Origin of the sequence: Microbacterium oxydans, assembly GCF_026559675.1 — a bacterium.
Lineage (GTDB): Bacteria > Actinomycetota > Actinomycetes > Actinomycetales > Microbacteriaceae > Microbacterium > Microbacterium oxydans_D.
Genome location: NZ_CP092891.1, coordinates 2,891,629 through 2,908,680, shown reverse-complemented (window position 1 = coordinate 2,908,680; position 17,052 = coordinate 2,891,629). Strand labels below are relative to the sequence as shown.

The 17,052-nt window shown below is 65.5% G+C and carries 30 protein-coding genes; all 30 read left to right on the top strand.

Features of this window, described 5'->3' with window-relative positions; all coding sequences use genetic code 11:
• Positions 1-533 precede the first annotated feature (533 nt).
• The 30 genes from rpsJ (at position 534) to rplQ (ending at position 17,007) form a co-directional block, all read left to right on the top strand.
• Positions 534-842, top strand: coding sequence for a 30S ribosomal protein S10 (rpsJ, locus tag MME74_RS14125; RefSeq protein ID WP_017201594.1), 309 nt, complete (start codon positions 534-536; stop codon positions 840-842).
• Positions 843-850: 8 nt separating this feature from the next.
• A complete protein-coding gene (gene rplC / locus MME74_RS14120) occupies positions 851-1,510 on the top strand; it encodes a 50S ribosomal protein L3 (RefSeq protein WP_267415688.1) in 660 nt (219 codons plus the stop codon).
• 2 nt (positions 1,511-1,512) lie between these two features.
• The gene (rplD, locus tag MME74_RS14115; protein ID WP_021201122.1) at positions 1,513-2,175 is read left to right on the top strand and encodes a 50S ribosomal protein L4; all 663 of its coding nucleotides are present in this window, start codon (positions 1,513-1,515) and stop codon (positions 2,173-2,175) included.
• Positions 2,172-2,495: a 50S ribosomal protein L23 gene (gene rplW / locus MME74_RS14110; protein WP_017829206.1), complete on the top strand. Its 324-nt coding sequence runs from the start codon at positions 2,172-2,174 to the stop codon at positions 2,493-2,495. Before rplD ends, rplW begins: the two co-directional genes overlap by 4 nt.
• A gap of 20 nt (positions 2,496-2,515) precedes the next feature.
• Positions 2,516-3,355: a 50S ribosomal protein L2 gene (gene rplB / locus MME74_RS14105; RefSeq protein WP_017201590.1), complete on the top strand. Its 840-nt coding sequence runs from the start codon at positions 2,516-2,518 to the stop codon at positions 3,353-3,355.
• Positions 3,356-3,367: 12 nt separating this feature from the next.
• Complete coding sequence (gene rpsS / locus MME74_RS14100) at positions 3,368-3,649, top strand: 30S ribosomal protein S19 (RefSeq protein WP_017201589.1); 282 nt, start codon at positions 3,368-3,370, stop codon at positions 3,647-3,649.
• Positions 3,649-4,047, top strand: coding sequence for a 50S ribosomal protein L22 (rplV, locus tag MME74_RS14095; RefSeq protein ID WP_144874271.1), 399 nt, complete (start codon positions 3,649-3,651; stop codon positions 4,045-4,047). Before rpsS ends, rplV begins: the two co-directional genes overlap by 1 nt.
• On the top strand, positions 4,047-4,802 hold the full coding sequence (rpsC, locus tag MME74_RS14090; protein ID WP_017201587.1) for a 30S ribosomal protein S3: 756 nt from the start codon (positions 4,047-4,049) through the stop codon (positions 4,800-4,802). The genes rplV and rpsC overlap by 1 nt, the downstream gene beginning before the upstream one ends.
• Positions 4,802-5,221 carry a 50S ribosomal protein L16 gene (gene rplP, locus MME74_RS14085; protein WP_017829203.1) on the top strand — a complete coding sequence of 140 codons (420 nt, stop codon included), beginning with the start codon at positions 4,802-4,804 and terminating at the stop codon, positions 5,219-5,221. Before rpsC ends, rplP begins: the two co-directional genes overlap by 1 nt.
• A complete protein-coding gene (gene rpmC / locus MME74_RS14080) occupies positions 5,221-5,538 on the top strand; it encodes a 50S ribosomal protein L29 (RefSeq protein ID WP_017829202.1) in 318 nt (105 codons plus the stop codon). Before rplP ends, rpmC begins: the two co-directional genes overlap by 1 nt.
• Entirely contained in the window at positions 5,538-5,870 is a 333-nt protein-coding gene (gene rpsQ, locus MME74_RS14075; protein WP_267415684.1) for a 30S ribosomal protein S17, read from the top strand. Before rpmC ends, rpsQ begins: the two co-directional genes overlap by 1 nt.
• Complete coding sequence (gene rplN / locus MME74_RS14070; RefSeq protein WP_017201583.1) at positions 5,867-6,235, top strand: 50S ribosomal protein L14; 369 nt, start codon at positions 5,867-5,869, stop codon at positions 6,233-6,235. Before rpsQ ends, rplN begins: the two co-directional genes overlap by 4 nt.
• Positions 6,236-6,237: 2 nt before the next feature.
• The gene (gene rplX, locus MME74_RS14065; RefSeq protein ID WP_017829200.1) at positions 6,238-6,597 is read left to right on the top strand and encodes a 50S ribosomal protein L24; all 360 of its coding nucleotides are present in this window, start codon (positions 6,238-6,240) and stop codon (positions 6,595-6,597) included.
• Positions 6,597-7,187, top strand: coding sequence for a 50S ribosomal protein L5 (rplE, locus tag MME74_RS14060; RefSeq protein ID WP_267415683.1), 591 nt, complete (start codon positions 6,597-6,599; stop codon positions 7,185-7,187). Before rplX ends, rplE begins: the two co-directional genes overlap by 1 nt.
• Positions 7,188-7,320: 133 nt before the next feature.
• Complete coding sequence (gene rpsH / locus MME74_RS14055) at positions 7,321-7,719, top strand: 30S ribosomal protein S8 (RefSeq protein ID WP_017829198.1); 399 nt, start codon at positions 7,321-7,323, stop codon at positions 7,717-7,719.
• 6 nt (positions 7,720-7,725) lie between these two features.
• Entirely contained in the window at positions 7,726-8,262 is a 537-nt protein-coding gene (gene rplF, locus MME74_RS14050; protein ID WP_267415682.1) for a 50S ribosomal protein L6, read from the top strand.
• A gap of 2 nt (positions 8,263-8,264) precedes the next feature.
• Positions 8,265-8,624, top strand: a complete 360-nt coding sequence (rplR, locus tag MME74_RS14045) for a 50S ribosomal protein L18 (RefSeq protein ID WP_017201578.1) — start codon at positions 8,265-8,267, stop codon at positions 8,622-8,624.
• Entirely contained in the window at positions 8,621-9,319 is a 699-nt protein-coding gene (rpsE, locus tag MME74_RS14040) for a 30S ribosomal protein S5 (RefSeq protein ID WP_416383321.1), read from the top strand. The genes rplR and rpsE overlap by 4 nt, the downstream gene beginning before the upstream one ends.
• On the top strand, positions 9,319-9,504 hold the full coding sequence (gene rpmD / locus MME74_RS14035; protein ID WP_017201575.1) for a 50S ribosomal protein L30: 186 nt from the start codon (positions 9,319-9,321) through the stop codon (positions 9,502-9,504). Before rpsE ends, rpmD begins: the two co-directional genes overlap by 1 nt.
• Entirely contained in the window at positions 9,504-10,139 is a 636-nt protein-coding gene (rplO, locus tag MME74_RS14030; protein ID WP_267415681.1) for a 50S ribosomal protein L15, read from the top strand. Before rpmD ends, rplO begins: the two co-directional genes overlap by 1 nt.
• Positions 10,140-10,322: 183 nt before the next feature.
• A complete protein-coding gene (secY, locus tag MME74_RS14025; protein ID WP_267415680.1) occupies positions 10,323-11,645 on the top strand; it encodes a preprotein translocase subunit SecY in 1,323 nt (440 codons plus the stop codon).
• Complete coding sequence (locus MME74_RS14020) at positions 11,642-12,247, top strand: adenylate kinase (RefSeq protein ID WP_267415679.1); 606 nt, start codon at positions 11,642-11,644, stop codon at positions 12,245-12,247. Before secY ends, MME74_RS14020 begins: the two co-directional genes overlap by 4 nt.
• Before the next feature lies 1 nt (position 12,248).
• Positions 12,249-13,100 carry a type I methionyl aminopeptidase gene (map, locus tag MME74_RS14015; protein WP_267415678.1) on the top strand — a complete coding sequence of 284 codons (852 nt, stop codon included), beginning with the start codon at positions 12,249-12,251 and terminating at the stop codon, positions 13,098-13,100.
• Positions 13,100-13,768 carry a DsbA family protein gene (locus MME74_RS14010; RefSeq protein WP_267415677.1) on the top strand — a complete coding sequence of 223 codons (669 nt, stop codon included), beginning with the start codon at positions 13,100-13,102 and terminating at the stop codon, positions 13,766-13,768. Before map ends, MME74_RS14010 begins: the two co-directional genes overlap by 1 nt.
• Before the next feature lie 162 nt (positions 13,769-13,930).
• Positions 13,931-14,152, top strand: coding sequence for a translation initiation factor IF-1 (gene infA / locus MME74_RS14005; protein WP_017201569.1), 222 nt, complete (start codon positions 13,931-13,933; stop codon positions 14,150-14,152).
• A 64-nt stretch (positions 14,153-14,216) separates the two neighbouring features.
• Positions 14,217-14,333: a 50S ribosomal protein L36 gene (rpmJ, locus tag MME74_RS14000; protein ID WP_005050492.1), complete on the top strand. Its 117-nt coding sequence runs from the start codon at positions 14,217-14,219 to the stop codon at positions 14,331-14,333.
• A 148-nt stretch (positions 14,334-14,481) separates the two neighbouring features.
• Positions 14,482-14,856, top strand: a complete 375-nt coding sequence (rpsM, locus tag MME74_RS13995; protein WP_017201568.1) for a 30S ribosomal protein S13 — start codon at positions 14,482-14,484, stop codon at positions 14,854-14,856.
• Positions 14,857-14,887: 31 nt separating this feature from the next.
• Positions 14,888-15,286, top strand: coding sequence for a 30S ribosomal protein S11 (gene rpsK / locus MME74_RS13990; protein ID WP_017829189.1), 399 nt, complete (start codon positions 14,888-14,890; stop codon positions 15,284-15,286).
• A gap of 131 nt (positions 15,287-15,417) precedes the next feature.
• Positions 15,418-16,407: a DNA-directed RNA polymerase subunit alpha gene (locus tag MME74_RS13985; RefSeq protein WP_017201565.1), complete on the top strand. Its 990-nt coding sequence runs from the start codon at positions 15,418-15,420 to the stop codon at positions 16,405-16,407.
• Between the two features lie 33 nt (positions 16,408-16,440).
• The gene (gene rplQ / locus MME74_RS13980; protein ID WP_267415676.1) at positions 16,441-17,007 is read left to right on the top strand and encodes a 50S ribosomal protein L17; all 567 of its coding nucleotides are present in this window, start codon (positions 16,441-16,443) and stop codon (positions 17,005-17,007) included.
• The last annotated feature ends 45 nt before the right edge of the window (positions 17,008-17,052 follow it).

The following is a 17,052-nucleotide window of genomic DNA, read 5'->3' as shown; positions in this document are numbered from 1 at the left end:
AGCTCGGCGTCCCTTCACGCCGAGCTACTCGCGTTCGGTGTGCCCCCTCGCACTGAACGCCCTCCCCAAGCGGGGCGAGGCATGGGGATGCCTCGCCCCGCTATCTCCTGCGATCTGACCCGTTTTCCGGCCGCTCGGAGGCCGGCGCGGAGAGCGCGACACGCCCGGGTTTGCAGAAGTGAAATCGGGCATGGCAGAATAGACAGGTTCGATATTCCGTCGCCGCTGTGCGTGCGTCGGATCACTGCCAGGGCAGTGCATAGACGGCGTCACCTCCGGGATGGCGCAGGGTTCTAGGCCGCGGGTAGCAGAACACACCCCGACACCCCTTCTCCGAGAAGGGTTCCGCCGTGCGCGGCGGACGTCGGCATCCGATCGCCTCATGGCGTCCGGCTGACAGAAGAACAGTGGTGCAGCAGATCGATTCGCGAGAGTCGTTCTCGTGCCGAGGCGCGAACAGCGCCGACGTGCGTCCAATGCCCCAGGGCCACCCGGTCCCGGACGGTATGACGCCTAAAGAGAGAGAGCAGACAATGGCGGGACAGAAGATCCGCATTCGCCTGAAGTCGTATGACCACGAGGTCATCGACACGTCCGCACGCAAGATCGTCGACACCGTGACCCGTGCGGGTGCAACTGTCGTCGGTCCCGTGCCCCTTCCGACCGAGAAGAACGTCGTGTGCGTCATCCGGTCGCCGCACAAGTACAAGGACAGCCGCGAGCACTTCGAGATGCGCACCCACAAGCGTCTGATCGACATCGTCGACCCGACGCCCAAGGCCGTCGACTCGCTGATGCGCCTCGACCTGCCGGCCGATGTCAACATCGAGATCAAGCTCTGAGGTTCGACATGGCTGACATCAACTCCAAGATTTCCAAGGGCATGCTGGGCACGAAGCTCGGTATGACCCAGGTGTGGAACGAGAGCGGCAAGCTCATTCCCGTCACCGTCATCGAGCTGGCGCCCAACGTGGTCACCCAGGTCCGCACGCCCGAGAAGGACGGCTACAACGCCGTGCAGATCGCGTACGGCCAGATCGACCCCCGCAAGGTGAACAAGCCGCTCTCCGCGCACTTCGAGGCAGCCGGCGTCACGCCGCGTCGTCACGTCACCGAGATCCGCACCGCGGACGCCGGCGACTACAGCCTGGGCCAGGAGCTCACGGTCGACGGCACCTTCGAGGCAGGCCAGCTCGTCGACGTCGTCGGCACGAGCAAGGGCAAGGGCTTCGCCGGTGTCATGAAGCGCCACAACTTCAAGGGCGTCTCGGCTTCGCACGGTTCGCACCGCAACCACCGCAAGCCCGGCTCGATCGGCGCATCGTCGACCCCGAGCCGCGTCTTCAAGGGCATGCGCATGGCCGGCCGTATGGGTGGCGAGCGCGTGACCGTCCTCAACCTCACGGTGCACGCCGTCGACATCGAGAAGGGTCTGCTGCTCGTCAAGGGCGCCGTCCCCGGTGCTCGTGGCCGCATCGTCTATGTCCGCAACGCAGTGAAGGGTGCCTGATCATGGCTGACTCCACTCTCGCGCTCGACGTCCTCAAGGCAGACGGCAAGAAGGCAGGCTCGATCGAGCTTCCCGCCGCGCTGTTCGACGCCAAGACGAACATCCCGCTCATCCACCAGGTCGTCGTCGCGCAGCTCGCGGCGGCTCGCCAGGGCACGCACTCGACCAAGCGTCGTGGCGAGGTCTCCGGTGCCGGCCGCAAGCCCTTCAAGCAGAAGGGCACGGGTAACGCCCGTCAGGGTTCCATCCGCGCGCCGCACATGACCGGTGGTGGCATCGTCCACGGCCCGAAGCCGCGTGACTACTCGCAGCGCACCCCCAAGAAGATGATCGCCGCCGCCCTGCTGGGCGCGCTCAGCGACCGCTTCCGCGGTGACCGCATCCACGCCATCGAGTCCTTCGGGATCGACGGCACGCCCTCGACGAAGACCGCGGTGAACTTCCTCACCAACGTCGTCTCGTCGAAGAACGTGCTCGTCGTGATCGAGCGCAACGACGACGTGACGCTGAAGAGCATCCGCAACCTGTCGAACCTGCACGTGCTGACGTTCGACCAGCTCAACGCATACGACGTGCTCGTCTCCGACGACATCGTCTTCACCCAGGCCGCGCTCGAGGGCTTCATCGCCTCCAAGTCCGGCGCCAACCAGGAGGTCTCCGCATGAGCGAGCAGGCATCTGTTCTCCAGACGGCCCTGAACAAGGACCCGCGCGACATCATCCTGAAGCCGGTCGTGTCCGAGAAGAGCTACGGGCTGATCGATGAGGGCAAGTACACCTTCCTCGTCGACCCGCGCGCTTCGAAGACCGAGATCAAGCTCGCCATCGAGAAGATCTTCGGCGTCAAGGTCGCAGGGGTCAACACCCTCAACCGCGTCGGCAAGGCTCGCCGCACCCGCTTCGGAACCGGCAAGCGCAAGGACACCAAGCGCGCCATCGTCACCCTGAAGTCGGGCACCATCGACATCTTCACGGCAATCGGCTGATCCGGGGGATAAGGACAATCATGGCTATTCGCAAGTACAAGCCCACGACCCCGGGCCGTCGCGGCTCGTCGGTGGCTGACTTCGCCGAGATCACTCGATCGACGCCGGAGAAGTCGCTGCTGCGCCCGCTCTCGAAGACCGGTGGTCGCAACAACCAGGGCCGCATCACGACCCGTCACATCGGTGGTGGCCACAAGCGCCAGTACCGCGTCATCGACTTCCGTCGTAACGACAAGGACGGCGTCAACGCCAAGGTCGCTCACATCGAGTACGACCCCAACCGCACCGCGCGCATCGCGCTGCTGCACTACTTCGACGGTGAGAAGCGCTACATCCTCGCTCCGGCGAAGCTGAAGCAGGGCGACATCGTCGAGTCGGGTGCCGGGGCTGACATCAAGCCGGGAAACAACCTCCCGCTGAAGAACATCCCCACCGGTACCGTCATCCACGCGATCGAGCTCCGCCCCGGTGGCGGCGCGAAGATGGCACGTTCGGCCGGTGCATCCGTCCGTCTCGTCGCCAAGGACGGTCCCTACGCCCAGCTGCGTCTCCCCTCGGGCGAGATCCGCAACGTCGATGCGCGCTGCCGCGCGACCATCGGCGAGGTCGGCAACGCCGAGCAGTCGAACATCAACTGGGGCAAGGCCGGCCGCATGCGCTGGAAGGGCGTCCGCCCGACCGTCCGTGGTGTCGCGATGAACCCGGTCGACCACCCGCACGGTGGTGGTGAGGGTAAGACCTCCGGTGGTCGTCACCCCGTCTCCCCGTGGGGCCAGGCTGAGGGTCGTACCCGTCACGCCAACAAGGAAAGCGACAAGTACATCGTGCGTCGTCGTAACGCCGGCAAGAAGCGCAAGTAGGAGTAAGAGAAGATGCCTCGCAGTCTTAAGAAGGGCCCCTTCGTCGACGAGCACCTGCTTCGCAAGGTGGTCGTGCAGAACGAAGCCGGCACCAAGAACGTCATCAAGACCTGGTCCCGTCGGTCCATGATCATCCCGGCCATGCTGGGTCACACGATCGCGGTCCACGACGGACGCAAGCACATCCCTGTGTTCGTGTCCGAGACCATGGTCGGTCACAAGCTGGGCGAGTTCGCGCCCACCCGCACCTTCCGCGGCCACGAGAAGGACGACAAGAAGGGGCGGCGCCGCTAATGGTCGAATCGATCGCACGCGTGAAGCACATCCGCGTGACCCCGCAGAAGGCTCGTCGTGTCGTCGCGCTCATCAAGGGCAAGCAGGCCCAGGAGGCTCTGGCGATCCTGAAGTTCGCACAGCAGAGCGCCAGTGAGCCGATCTACAAGCTTGTCGCGTCGGCCATGGCCAACGCGCAGGTCAAGGCGGATCGTGACGGCGAGTTCCTCGACGAGCAGGACCTGTACGTGGCCAACGCGTACGTCGACGAGGGCACGACGCTCAAGCGTTTCCAGCCCCGTGCACAGGGTCGCGCTTTCCAGATCAAGAAGCGCACGAGCCACATCACGGTCGTGCTCTCGACGCCTGAGGCGGCTCCGGCCGCTGCGGGCGACAGCAACAAGAAGGCGAGCAAGTAATGGGACAGAAGGTAAACCCGTACGGCTTCCGTCTCGGCATCACGACGGACCACGTCTCGCGTTGGTTCTCTGACTCGACGAAGCCCGGTCAGCGTTACGCCGACTACGTCGCCGAGGACATCAAGATCCGCAACCTGCTCAAGACGCAGCTCGACCGCGCCGGTGTCTCGAACATCGAGATCGAGCGCACCCGTGACCGCGTCCGCGTCGACATCCACACCGCCCGTCCGGGCATCGTGATCGGTCGTCGTGGCGCCGAGGCCGAGCGCATCCGCGGCGACCTCGAGAAGCTCTCGGGCAAGCAGATCCAGCTGAACATCCTCGAGGTCAAGAACCCCGAGGCCGACGCTCAGCTCGTCGCGCAGGGCATCGCCGAGCAGCTCTCTGCTCGTGTGGCGTTCCGTCGTGCGATGCGCAAGGGTCTGCAGGGCGCTCAGCGCGCCGGCGCCAAGGGCATCCGCATCCAGGTCTCCGGCCGCCTCGGCGGCGCCGAGATGAGCCGTTCGGAGTTCTACCGCGAGGGTCGTGTGCCGCTGCACACGCTGCGCGCGAACATCGACTACGGCTTCTACGAGGCGAAGACCACCTTCGGCCGCATCGGCGTGAAGGTCTGGATCTACAAGGGCGACCTGACCGCGAAGGAGCTCGCTCGCGAGCAGGCCAACGCACCCAAGGCTCGTCGTGACGACCGTGGTGGCGACCGCCGCCGTGCCCCGCGCAACGAGGCACCTGTCGCAGAAGGAGCGTCGGCATAATGCTCATCCCCCGTAAGGTCAAGTTCCGCAAGCAGCACCACCCGGGTCGCTCGGGTCAGGCCACCGGCGGCACGAAGGTCTCCTTCGGCGAGTACGGTATCCAGGCCCTCACGCCCGCTTACGTGACGAACCGTCAGATCGAGTCCGCTCGTATCGCGATGACCCGTCACATCAAGCGTGGTGGCAAGGTGTGGATCAACATCTACCCCGACCGTCCGCTCACGAAGAAGCCTGCCGAGACCCGCATGGGTTCCGGTAAGGGTTCCCCCGAGTGGTGGGTCGCGAACGTCAAGCCGGGCCGTGTCCTCTTCGAGGTCGCGGGTGTCGACGAGGAGCTCGCTCGCGAAGCTCTGACCCGTGCAATTCACAAGCTGCCGCTCAAGGCACGCATCATCAAGCGCGAGGAGGGCGACGCGTAATGGCGATCGGCACCAAGGAGCTCGCCCCGGCAGAGCTCGACACATTCGAAGACCAGCGCCTCGTTGAGGAGCTGCGCAAGGCCAAGGAGGAGCTGTTCAACCTCCGTTTCCAGTCGGCCACCGGCCAGCTGGAGAGCCACGGCCGCATCCGCGCCGTCAAGCGCGACATCGCGCGCCTCTACACCGTGATCCGCGAACGCGAGCTGGGCATCCGTGCGACGCCCGCTCCGGTCGAGGCTCCGGCCAAGAAGGCGACCAAGTCGAAGGCGAAGAAGGCGGACTCCGCCGACGACGCCGTGAAGGAAGAGGCTGAGTGATGGCCACCAAGAAGGAAGCGACTGTGGAGACGCAGGCCGCAGGACACGAGTCGTCCGAGCACGACGTCCGCGACACCGCTGCCCGCGGCTACCGCAAGGCACGTCGCGGCTACGTCGTCAGCGACAAGATGGACAAGACCATCGTGGTCGAGGTCGAGGACCGCGTGAAGCACCCGCTTTACGGCAAGGTCATCCGCCGCACCTCGAAGGTCAAGGCGCACGACGAGGCGAACTCCGCCGGCGTCGGCGACCTGGTCCTCATCAACGAGACCCGCCCGCTGAGCGCCACGAAGCGCTGGCGTCTGGTGGAGATTCTGGAGAAGGCCAAGTGATTCAGCAGGAATCCCGACTCAAGGTCGCCGACAACACCGGCGCCAAGGAGCTGCTCACCATCCGCGTTCTCGGTGGCTCGAAGCGTCGTTACGCGGGTCTCGGCGACACCATCGTCGCGACCGTCAAGGACGCGATCCCCGGTGGCAACGTGAAGAAGGGCGACGTCGTCAAGGCGGTCATCGTCCGCACCAAGAAGGAGGTCCGTCGTCCGGACGGCTCCTACATCAAGTTCGACGAGAACGCAGCAGTGATCCTGAAGAACGACGGGGAGCCCCGCGGCACCCGTATCTTCGGGCCGGTCGGTCGTGAGCTTCGCGACAAGAAGTTCATGAAGATCGTCTCGCTGGCGCCGGAGGTCATCTAATCATGGCGAAGATCAAGAAGGGTGACCTGGTTCAGGTCATCACCGGTGCCACGCAGGAGCGTGGCGGTGACCGCGGCAAGCAGGGCAAGGTCCTCGACGTCCTTGCCGAGAAGAACCGCGTGATCGTCGAAGGCGTGAACTACGTCACCAAGCACACCCGCGTCGGCCAGACGCAGCGTGGCACCAAGACCGGAGGCATCGAGACCGTCGAAGCCTCCATCCACATCTCGAACGTCGCACTCGTCGACCCCTCGACCAAGAAGCCGACCAAGGTCGGCCACCGGGTCGAGGAGCAGACGAAGGACGGCGTGAAGCGCACCGTCCGCGTGCGCTACGCGAAGAAGAGCGGTAAGGACCTCTGATGAGCACCGACACTGCCGCGCCGGCTGGCAAGATCCAGCCGCGCCTGAAGCAGAAGTACAATTCCGAGATCAAGAAGGCCCTGCAGGAAGAGTTCGGCTACGCGAACGTCATGCAGATCCCCGGACTGGTCAAGGTTGTCGTGAACACCGGTGTCGGCGAGGCAGCTCGCGACAGCAAGGTGATCGATGGCGCGGTCGACGACCTCACCAAGATCACCGGCCAGAAGCCGATCGTCACGAAGGCCCGCAAGTCCATCGCGCAGTTCAAGCTGCGTGAGGGCCAGGCCATCGGCGCGCACGTCACCCTCCGTGGTGACCGCGCGTGGGAGTTCGTGGATCGCCTCGTCTCGCTCGCACTGCCCCGTATCCGCGACTTCCGCGGTCTCTCGGCCAAGCAGTTCGACGGCAACGGCAACTACACCTTCGGTCTCCAGGAGCAGAGCGTGTTCCACGAGATCGATCAGGACCGCATCGACCGGGTTCGCGGTTTCGACATCACCGTCGTCACCACCGCGAAGACGGATGACGAGGGTCGGGCGCTGCTCCGTCACCTCGGCTTCCCGTTCCGCTCGGAAGACGCACAGGCGTAACACCCTTTGACGGGCTCAGTGGTCTCGTGTCACTGAGCCCGTCGATGTGCACGTACAATTGAAAATTGCGTGTCATCGCAGGCCGTCTGTCGTGTAACGGCAGCCGGAACCTCATGAACAAAGGAAAACAACAATGACAATGACAGACCCGGTCGCAGATCTGCTGACCCGTCTGCGTAACGCGAACTCGGCGCACCACGATTCCGTGACCCTGCCGTCGAGCAAGCTCAAGACGCACATCGCCCAGATCCTCCAGCAGGAGGGCTACATCGCCGGCTGGGAGACCTCTGACGCTCGCGTCGGGAAGAACCTCACGCTGACGCTGAAGTACGGCCCGAACCGCGAGCGGTCGATTGCCGGCATCAAGCGCGTGTCGAAGCCCGGTCTCCGCGTCTACGCGAAGTCCACCGAGCTCCCCACGGTCCTCGGCGGCCTCGGCGTGGCCATCCTGTCCACCTCCTCCGGTCTTCTCACCGACCGTCAGGCAGAGCAGAAGGGCGTGGGCGGAGAAGTTCTCGCCTACGTGTGGTAATTCGAAATGTCGCGTATTGGACGACTTCCCATCGACGTTCCCGCGGGCGTGACCGTTTCGGTCGACGGCCGTGAGGTCGCGGTGAAGGGCCCCAAGGGTGAACTCACCCTCACGGTGGCCAGCCCCATCGAGGTCGCGGTCGAGGATAACCAGGTTCTGGTCTCCCGTCCCGACGACGAGCGCGAGTCGCGGTCGCTTCACGGCCTGACCCGCACGCTCATCAACAACAACATCATCGGCGTGACCCAGGGCTACACCAAGGGTCTCGAGGTCGTCGGCACCGGTTACCGCGTGCAGCAGAAGGGCAGCTCGGTCGAGTTCGCCCTCGGCTTCTCGCACCCGGTCCTGATCGACCCGCCCGCCGGCATCACGCTCACGGTCGAGGGCACCACGAAGCTCACCGTCAGCGGGATCGACAAGCAGGCTGTCGGCGAGGCAGCTGCCAACATCCGCAAGATCCGCAAGCCCGAGCCGTACAAGGGCAAGGGTGTGCGCTACGCCGGCGAGAACGTGCGTCGCAAGGCCGGAAAGAGTGGTAAGTAACCATGGCTCTCAAGTCAAAGTCTGACGCCCGCGCGCGTCGTCACGCCCGCCTTCGCAAGAAGGTCGTCGGCACCGAGGCGCGTCCGCGTCTCGTCGTCAACCGCTCGGCCCGCCACGTCTTCGTGCAGCTGGTCGACGACAGCAAGGGTCACACCGTGGCGTCGGCTTCGACGCTCGAGACCGACCTGCGCTCGCTCGAGGGTGACAAGACCGCCAAGGCCCGCAAGGTCGGCGAGCTCCTCGCCGAGCGTGCGAAGGCTGCCGGCGTTTCCGAGGCAGTGTTCGACCGTGGCGGCAACCGCTACGCCGGTCGTGTCGCCGCCATCGCCGACGGCGCCCGCGAGGGGGGTCTGGCACTGTGAGTGACAACAAGGAGAACGAAGTGACCGAAGCGGCTGCTGCCACTTCCGAGACGGCTGCCGGCACCACGCAGGCTGAGCCGGCTCGCGACTCGCGTGATGGCCGCCGCGGCGGTCGTGACCGCAACCAGGGTGGCCGCGACCGCAACTCGCGCGACCGTGGTGACAACCAGTTCCTGGAGCGCGTCGTCACGATCAACCGTGTCTCGAAGGTCGTGAAGGGTGGTCGTCGCTTCAGCTTCACCGCTCTCGTGGTCGTCGGTGACGGCAACGGTCTGGTCGGCGTCGGCTACGGCAAGGCCCGTGAGGTCCCCCTGGCGATCTCGAAGGGTGTCGAAGAGGCCAAGCGCAACTTCTTCCGCGTGCCGCGCGTCGGTAGCACCATCCCGCACCCCGTGCAGGGTGAGGCCGCCGCTGGTGTGGTCCTGCTCCGCCCGGCCGCTGCCGGTACCGGTGTCATCGCCGGTGGTCCGGTCCGCGCCGTGCTCGAGTGCGCCGGTATCCACGACGTGCTGTCGAAGTCGCTCGGCTCGTCGAACACGATCAACATCGTGCACGCGACGGTCACCGCCCTGAAGCAGCTCGAGGAGCCTCGTGCGGTCGCCGCACGTCGTGGCCTCGAGTTCGACCAGGTCGCCCCTGCGCGCCTCGTGCGCGCCGAGGCCGAGGCCATCGCCGCACAGAAGGTAGGTGCCTGATGGCCGCGCGACTGAAGGTCACGCAGATCAAGTCCAAGGTGAGCGAGAAGCAGAACCAGCGCGACACGCTGCGCAGCCTCGGTCTGAAGCGGATCGGTGACACCACCGTCCGCCCCGACGACGCGCAGACGCGCGGTTACGTCAAGACCGTCGCACACCTCGTCAAGGTTGAGGAGATCGACTAATGGCTGAGAAGAACGAAGCCGTCGAGGCTGAGAAGGCCACGAAGAAGGCTGCAGCTCCCAAGGCTGCCGCCGAGAAGAAGCCCGCTGCGAAGAAGGCTCCGGCCAAGACCGCCGCGGCTGACGCCAAGGCCGAGGCTCCTGCCAAGAAGCCGGCGGCCAAGAAGGCTGCGCCGAAGAAGGATGCTCCGGCATCCCGCCCCGGCGTGCTGAAGGTCCACCACCTGCGTCCGGTCCCCGGATCCAACACCGCCAAGACTCGCGTCGGCCGTGGTGAGGGCTCCAAGGGCAAGACCGCCGGTCGCGGCACCAAGGGCACCAAGGCGCGCAACACCGTTCGCGTCGGCTTCGAGGGTGGGCAGATGCCGCTGCACATGCGCACCCCGAAGCTGCGCGGGTTCAAGAACCCGTTCCGCGTGGAGTACCAGGTCGTGAACCTGGAGAAGCTCGCGGAGCTGTACCCCAAGGGTGGCGACGTCACCATCGGCGACCTCGTCGCCAAGGGTGCCGTTCGCAAGAACGAGAAGGTCAAGGTTCTCGGTAACGGCGACATCGCCGTGAAGCTCACCGTTTCGGTCGACAAGGTCTCGGGTTCTGCCGAGCAGAAGATCGTGGCGGCGGGCGGATCCGTCAAGTAACCGCTGCACAAGAGGGGCCGGAGATTCTCCGGCCCCTCTTGTGGTTGCACACTCCGAGACCTCGCTCTGGGGCCGCATCCGGCGGGCCTGGTATCGGTGGCGAATTCCGGGAACCCGGGATTGCGTTACCCTGGTCTTTCAGCCGTCCTTCGGGAATCGGCAACCTTTTCAGGAGGAACGTCCTTGTTTAGCGCCATCGCGCGGATCTTCCGCACCCCGGACCTGCGCCGGAAGATCGGTTTCACTCTCGCCATCATCGCGATCTACCGACTGGGCTCCAACGTCCCGGCGCCGTTCGTGAACTTCCCGAACGTCGAAGAGTGTCTTGCGGCGAACGCGGGCACCGATGGTCTGCTCGGACTGGTCAACCTCTTCTCCGGCGGTGCACTGCTGCAGCTGTCGATCTTCGCGCTCGGCGTCATGCCGTACATCACCGCGACGATCATCACGCAGCTGCTCCGCGTGGTCATCCCGCACTTCGAGGCGTTGCACAAGGAAGGACAGGCCGGTCAGGCCCGTCTGACCCAGTACACGCGTTACCTCACCATCGCCCTCGCGCTGCTCCAGTCGACGACTCTCGTCACGGTGGCGCGCAGCGGGCAGCTGTTCGGGTCGACCGACTTGGCCGCCTGCCAGCAGCTGCTCACGAACGACGTGTGGTGGGCGCAGCTGCTCATCATCATGGCGATGACCGCCGGCACCGGCCTCATCATGTGGTTCGCCGAGCTCGTCACCGAGCGCGGCATCGGCAACGGCATGTCGCTCCTCATCTTCACCTCGATCGCCGCGACGTTCCCCGGCGCGATGGGCCTCATCTGGCAGACGAAGGGCTTCGAGATCTTCCTTCTCGTCCTCCTCGTCGGGATCATCGTGATGGGGTTGGTCGTCTTCGTCGAACAGTCGCAGCGTCGCATCCCGGTGCAGTACGCCAAGCGCATGGTCGGTCGCCGCACCTACGGCGGTACGAACACCTACATCCCGATCAAGGTCAACATGGCGGGTGTGATCCCCGTGATCTTCGCCTCGTCGCTGCTGTACATCCCGGCACTGATCGCCCAGTTCAACACCCCGCAGGACGGTTCCACGCCGCCGGAATGGGTGACCTGGATCACGACGCACTTCACGACCGGCAACAGCCCGTTCTACATGGCCGCGTACTTCCTGCTGATCATCGGCTTCACGTACTTCTACGTCGCGATCACGTTCAACCCGGTCGAGGTCGCCGACAACATGAAGAAGTACGGCGGCTTCATCCCGGGCATCCGCGCAGGGCGCCCGACGGCCGAGTACCTCGACTACGTCCTCACGCGCATCACGCTTCCCGGTTCGCTGTACCTCGGTCTGATCGCGCTCATCCCGCTGATCGCTCTGGCCACGGTCGGCGCCAACCAGAACTTCCCGTTCGGCGGCGCGTCGATCCTGATCATCGTCGGCGTCGGTCTCGAGACCGTCAAGCAGATCGATGCGCAGCTGCAGCAGCGTCACTATGAAGGGCTTCTCCGATGACAGCATCCGCACGTCTTCTCATCGTCGGCCCGCAGGGCTCCGGAAAGGGCACGCAGGGCGTGCGCATCGCCGAGTCCTACGGCATCCCGGTCGTGTCGACCGGTGACATCTTCCGCGCGAACATCAAGGAGGGGACGCCCCTCGGCCAGCAGGTCACGGCGATCCTCGACAAGGGTGACCTCGTTCCGGACGAGCTGACGAGCGAGATCGTGCGCGACCGTCTGTCCCAGGACGACGCGGCGCAGGGGTTCCTGCTCGACGGGTACCCGCGCAACACCGCCCAGGTCGTCCACCTCGAGTCGTTCCTCGCCGAGAAGGGGGAGGCGCTCGACGCCGTCATCCTGCTCGACGTGCCGCGCGAGGAGAGCCTGGAGCGCCTGACGCTCCGCGCGACCGAGCAGGGGCGTTCGGACGACACCCCGGAGGCCATCGGGCACCGACTCGACATCTACGAGCGTGAGACCGCTCCGATCCTCGAGGTGTACGGCACCAAGGGCATCGTCGACCGCATCGACGGCGTCGGCTCCCTCGACGAGATCACGGAGCGGATCTTCGCGGCGCTGGCCGCACGCGGTCTCCGTCTCCCGGCCTCCGCTTCCTGAGATGTTCCGCCGGTCGATCTACAAGACCCCGGCTCAGCTGCGAGCCATGGTCGAGCCCGGCCGGATCACGGCGGCGGCGCTCGACGCCGTCCGACCGCTGATCAAGGCGGGCGTCACGACGCTCGAGCTGGATGCCGTCGCGAACCGCACGATCCTCGCCCGTGGCGCGGAGTCGAACTTCCAGCTGGTGCGCGGCTACCACCACACCACGTGCATCTCCGTGAACGAGCAGGTCGTGCACGGGATCCCGGGGGACCGGGTGCTCCAGCCGGGTGACATCGTGTCCGTGGACTGCGGTGCGCAGTTCCACGGCTGGAACGGCGACAGCGCCATCACCGTGGTCGTACCGGACCTGGAGCGGCCCGAGCTGGTCGCGCAGCGCGAAGAGCTCTCCCGCGTCACCGAGGGGTCGATGTGGGCGGGCATCGCCGCCATGGCATCCGTCTCCTCGATCGACGAGATCGGTGCCGCGATCCAGGACTACATCGAAGCCCAGGGGCCCTCGGCGGTCTCCGGAGAGCCCTACGGCATCCTGCGCGAGTACGTCGGCCACGGCATCGGGCGCAAGATGCACGAGGCCCCCAGCGTGTTCAACTACCGCACCCCGGACCGGGGCGAAGAGGTCAAGCCGGGCCTGGTGCTCGCGATCGAGCCCATGGTCACCGCGGGCGGCGAGGCGACGTTCATCGAGGACGACGACTGGACCGTCACGACGGTGGACGGCACGGACGGCTCTCATTGGGAACATAGCGTCGCCCTGCATGATGGTGGTATCTGGGTGCTCACCGCGCCCGATGGCGGAAGAGCCGGACTCGCCCCATTCGGGGTCGAGCCTCGAGAGATCGGAAAGTAATGGCAGCGGCGAAGAGCAACACCAACTGGTTCGCGATCGGCGTGTCCATCGCCGTGGTCGTGGTGCTGGTGGCGATCGGTGGACTCGTGGTGTTCCTCAACAACCAGGCGACCGCGCCCGGTGCAGCGCCCAAGGCCAACGACACCTTCAACTCGGAGACCGGTGCGATCTCGTTCGGTGACGGCGAGGACACCATCGCCGTCTACGTCGACTTCCAGTGCCCCGTCTGCAAGTCGTTCGAGGATCAGTTCGGCGCCCAGCTGGAGGCCGCGGCCGCCGACGGGCGCATCACGCTCGAGTACCACCCGATCGCGATCCTCGACCGCTACTCCCAGGGGACCGAGTACTCGTCGCGTTCGGCCGGTGCGGCCTTCTGCGTCGCCGAGTCGAACCCGGACCTCTACCTCGACTACGCCAAGGTGCTGTTCGAGAACCAGCCGGAGGAGAACTCGGCCGGTCTCACGACTGACCAGCTCGCGGGTTTCGCGAGCCAGGTCGGAGCGGACGACGCCGTCTCCTGCATCACTGACGAGACGTACCGCAAGTTCGGCGTTGCGCAGGCGAAGGCCCACGAGATCAAGGGCACGCCGACCGTGGACGTCAACGGGACGCGTCTCGACCTGCAGAACCCCGCCGACCTGAAGAAGCTCACCGACCTCATCAGCTGATCCGGGCCTTCCCGCCCGGTGGCTCAAGTTGCCGGATGGCTCCAGAGCGTCTAACATAGATCTTTGGTGCTTTGTGCCTTGATTCGGCGTGTCCGTCGGCGCAGCACCACAAACCATTCACCCACCGCAGATCGACCGGTCTGCAGAAGCGTCAGCGAGGCTATGGCTAAGAAAGACGGTGTCATCGAGATCGAGGGCGTGATCTCCGAGGCTCTGCCCAACGCGATGTTCCGCGTTGAGCTCAGCAACGGACACAAGGTCCTTGCAACGATCTCCGGCAAGATGCGGCAGAACTACATCCGCATCATCCCCGAGGACCGTGTGGTCGTGGAGCTCAGCCCCTACGACCTGACCCGCGGCCGTATCGTCTACCGCTACCGCTGATCGGTCGAGAAGTAACGGCCTGCCCCTGACTGGGGCGGTACGAAGACAGCGAACAGGAAACATCATGAAGGTCAACCCCAGCGTCAAGCCCATCTGCGATCACTGCAAGGTGATCCGCCGTCACGGCCGCGTCATGGTGATCTGCAAGAGCAACCCGCGTCACAAGCAGCGCCAGGGCTGAGGCCCCCGCTGTGCGGCACCGCTCGCGCACATCTCACAACTGAATACACACAACGGCAGGATCAGAACCCGCGGAAGCGGGGGACACCTCGGGCGGAGGCCCGGGCACCGATCCTGTTCCACACCTCCACAACACCCAGGAGAACCGCATGGCACGTCTTGCCGGCGTTGACATCCCGCGCGACAAGCGCGTGGTGATCGCCCTTACCTACATCTACGGCGTCGGCCGTACCCGCTCGGTCGAGATCCTCAAGGCGACGGACATCGACGAGAGCATCCGCGTGAAGGACCTCAGCGACGACCAGCTGATCGCCCTCCGCGACCACATCGAAGGCAACTACAAGGTGGAGGGTGACCTGCGCCGCGAGGTTGCAGCAGACATCCGCCGCAAGGTCGAGATCGGCTCCTACGAGGGCATCCGCCACCGTCGTGGTCTCCCGGTCCGTGGTCAGCGCACCAAGACCAACGCCCGTACCCGCAAGGGCCCGAAGCGCACCGTCGCAGGCAAGAAGAAGGCCCGCTAAGCGCGGCCCCAGGGACTAGGAGAACACTTTCATGGCTGCACCCAAGGCCGCCGCGCGCAAGCCGCGCCGCAAGGAAAAGAAGAACATCGCGCTGGGCCAGGCCCACATCAAGTCGACGTTCAACAACACCATCGTCTCGATCACCGACCCGTCCGGCGCCGTCATCGCCTGGGCATCGTCGGGTGGCGTGGGCTTCAAGGGCTCCCGCAAGTCGACCCCGTACGCCGCCGGCATGGCTGCCGAGTCGGCTGCTCGCCAGGCTGCGGAGCACGGCGTCAAGAAGGTCGACGTGCTCGTGAAGGGTCCGGGCTCCGGCCGCGAGACCGCGATCCGCTCGCTGCAGGCCGCCGGCCTCGAGGTGGGTTCGATCCAGGACGTCACCCCGCAGGCGCACAACGGCTGCCGCCCGCCGAAGCGTCGCCGCGTCTGACGCGCGTTCGAGCCGCTCGGTCCTTCGGGTCCGAGCGGCTCGACGCCCGCACGCGGGCATCGACTTCCACAACTCAAAACCTCACCCCACCACATGTCATATAGCGGGCATGTGATCGAAAGGAACACAGAGTGCTTATTGCACAGCGTCCCACACTGACCGAGGAAAAGATCGTCGAGAACCGTAGCCGGTTCATCATCGAGCCTCTGGAGCCCGGCTTCGGTTACACGATCGGCAACGCGCTGCGCCGCAGCCTGCTGTCGTCGATCCCCGGTGCTGCTGTCACCAGCGTTCGCATCGACGGCGTGCTGCACGAGTTCAGCACCATCCCCGGCGTGAAGGAGGATGTCACCGAGATCATCCTCAACATCAAGCAGCTCGTCGTCTCGAGCGAGCGCGATGAGCCCATCACCGCGTACCTGCGCAAGACCGGTGCGGGCGAAGTCACCGCCGCTGACATCTCGGCTCCGGCCGGTGTCGAGGTGCACAACCCCGAGCTCGTCATCGCGACGCTGAACGACACCGCGAAGTTCGAGCTGGAGCTCACGATCGAGCGTGGCCGTGGCTACGTCTCGGCGACGCAGAACCGCAACGAGTACGCCGAGGCCGGTCAGATCCCGATCGACTCGATCTACTCGCCGGTCCTCAAGGTCAGCTACCGCGTCGACGCGACCCGTGCCGGGGAGCGCACCGACTTCGACAAGCTCGTCCTCGACGTCGAGACCAAGTCGGCGATCAGCCCGCGCGACGCCGTCGCCTCGGCTGCGAAGACGCTCACCGAGCTGTTCGGTCTCGCCCGCGAGCTGAACGTCGAGGCCGAGGGCATCGAGATCGGCCCGGCGCCGGTGGAGGCTGTGAACTCCAGCGAGCTGTCGATGCCGATCGAGGACCTCGACCTGTCGGTCCGCTCGTACAACTGCCTGAAGCGTGAGGGCATCAACACCGTTTCTGAGCTCGTCGCCCTGTCGGAGACGCAGCTCATGAACATCCGCAATTTCGGCCAGAAGTCGGTCGACGAGGTGCGCGACAAGCTCATCTCGCTCGGTCTGTCGCTCAAGGATTCGGTGCCCGGTTTCGACGGCGCCCACTTCTACGGCGGCAGCGAAGACGAGTCCTTCTGATACCCGACCTTTCTGACCAGGAGTTAGACGATTATGCCCAAGCCCACTAAGGGTCCCCGCCTCGGAGGCGGCCCCGCACACGAGCGCCTCATGCTTGCCAACCTCGCGGCGGCGCTCTACACCCACAAGTCGATCAAGACGACCGAGACCAAGGCCAAGCGCCTTCGTCCGCTCGCCGAGCGTCTGATCACCTTCGCCAAGCGTGGCGACCTGCACGCGCGTCGTCGCGTGCTGTCGGTCATCGGTGACAAGGAAGTCGTGCACATCCTGTTCTCCGAGATCGCGCCGCTCGTCGCCGAGCGCGAGGGTGGCTACACCCGCATCACGAAGGTCGGCAACCGCAAGGGCGACAACGCTCCGATGGCCGTGATCGAGCTCGTCCTCGAGCCCGTCACCCCGAAGGCGAAGTCGACCAAGAAGGCCGCCGCTCCGAAGGCCGAGAAGGCTGAGAAGCCGGCCGAGGTCGTCGAGGAGGCTCCCGCTGAGGAGGCTCCCGTCGAAGAGGCTCCTGCTGAGGAGACCGCCGGCGCCGAGTCGCAGGCCGAGGGCGAAGCAGCCGAGGCTGCCGCCGAGGACGCTGTCGAGAAGAAGTCCGAGTAAGGACCTCGCTCACGAAGAAGCCCGCCGCCCCTTTCCGGGGTGGCG

Bases quoted from the DNA above. Each gene is read 5' to 3' on its own strand.
- rpmJ (WP_005050492.1), top strand. From the start codon at position 14,217: ATGAAGGTCAACCCCAGCGTCAAGCCCATCTGCGATCACTGCAAGGTG.
- MME74_RS14020 (WP_267415679.1), top strand. From the start codon at position 11,642: ATGACAGCATCCGCACGTCTTCTCATCGTCGGCCCGCAGGGCTCCGGA.
- rplX (WP_017829200.1), top strand. From the start codon at position 6,238: ATGGCGAAGATCAAGAAGGGTGACCTGGTTCAGGTCATCACCGGTGCC.
- MME74_RS14010 (WP_267415677.1), top strand. From the start codon at position 13,100: ATGGCAGCGGCGAAGAGCAACACCAACTGGTTCGCGATCGGCGTGTCC.
- rplW (WP_017829206.1), top strand. From the start codon at position 2,172: ATGAGCGAGCAGGCATCTGTTCTCCAGACGGCCCTGAACAAGGACCCG.
- rplB (WP_017201590.1), top strand. From the start codon at position 2,516: ATGGCTATTCGCAAGTACAAGCCCACGACCCCGGGCCGTCGCGGCTCG.
- rplQ (WP_267415676.1), top strand. From the start codon at position 16,441: ATGCCCAAGCCCACTAAGGGTCCCCGCCTCGGAGGCGGCCCCGCACAC.
- rplO (WP_267415681.1), top strand. From the start codon at position 9,504: ATGGCTGAGAAGAACGAAGCCGTCGAGGCTGAGAAGGCCACGAAGAAG.
- rpsK (WP_017829189.1), top strand. From the start codon at position 14,888: ATGGCTGCACCCAAGGCCGCCGCGCGCAAGCCGCGCCGCAAGGAAAAG.
- rpsS (WP_017201589.1), top strand. From the start codon at position 3,368: ATGCCTCGCAGTCTTAAGAAGGGCCCCTTCGTCGACGAGCACCTGCTT.
- rplF (WP_267415682.1), top strand. From the start codon at position 7,726: ATGTCGCGTATTGGACGACTTCCCATCGACGTTCCCGCGGGCGTGACC.
- rpsC (WP_017201587.1), top strand. From the start codon at position 4,047: ATGGGACAGAAGGTAAACCCGTACGGCTTCCGTCTCGGCATCACGACG.
- rpsM (WP_017201568.1), top strand. From the start codon at position 14,482: ATGGCACGTCTTGCCGGCGTTGACATCCCGCGCGACAAGCGCGTGGTG.
- infA (WP_017201569.1), top strand. From the start codon at position 13,931: ATGGCTAAGAAAGACGGTGTCATCGAGATCGAGGGCGTGATCTCCGAG.
- map (WP_267415678.1), top strand. From the start codon at position 12,249: ATGTTCCGCCGGTCGATCTACAAGACCCCGGCTCAGCTGCGAGCCATG.
- rpsH (WP_017829198.1), top strand. From the start codon at position 7,321: ATGACAATGACAGACCCGGTCGCAGATCTGCTGACCCGTCTGCGTAAC.
- rpsJ (WP_017201594.1), top strand. From the start codon at position 534: ATGGCGGGACAGAAGATCCGCATTCGCCTGAAGTCGTATGACCACGAG.
- rplC (WP_267415688.1), top strand. From the start codon at position 851: ATGGCTGACATCAACTCCAAGATTTCCAAGGGCATGCTGGGCACGAAG.
- rpmD (WP_017201575.1), top strand. From the start codon at position 9,319: ATGGCCGCGCGACTGAAGGTCACGCAGATCAAGTCCAAGGTGAGCGAG.
- rplD (WP_021201122.1), top strand. From the start codon at position 1,513: ATGGCTGACTCCACTCTCGCGCTCGACGTCCTCAAGGCAGACGGCAAG.
- rplR (WP_017201578.1), top strand. From the start codon at position 8,265: ATGGCTCTCAAGTCAAAGTCTGACGCCCGCGCGCGTCGTCACGCCCGC.
- rplE (WP_267415683.1), top strand. From the start codon at position 6,597: ATGAGCACCGACACTGCCGCGCCGGCTGGCAAGATCCAGCCGCGCCTG.
- rpsQ (WP_267415684.1), top strand. From the start codon at position 5,538: ATGGCCACCAAGAAGGAAGCGACTGTGGAGACGCAGGCCGCAGGACAC.
- rpmC (WP_017829202.1), top strand. From the start codon at position 5,221: ATGGCGATCGGCACCAAGGAGCTCGCCCCGGCAGAGCTCGACACATTC.
- rplP (WP_017829203.1), top strand. From the start codon at position 4,802: ATGCTCATCCCCCGTAAGGTCAAGTTCCGCAAGCAGCACCACCCGGGT.
- rplV (WP_144874271.1), top strand. From the start codon at position 3,649: ATGGTCGAATCGATCGCACGCGTGAAGCACATCCGCGTGACCCCGCAG.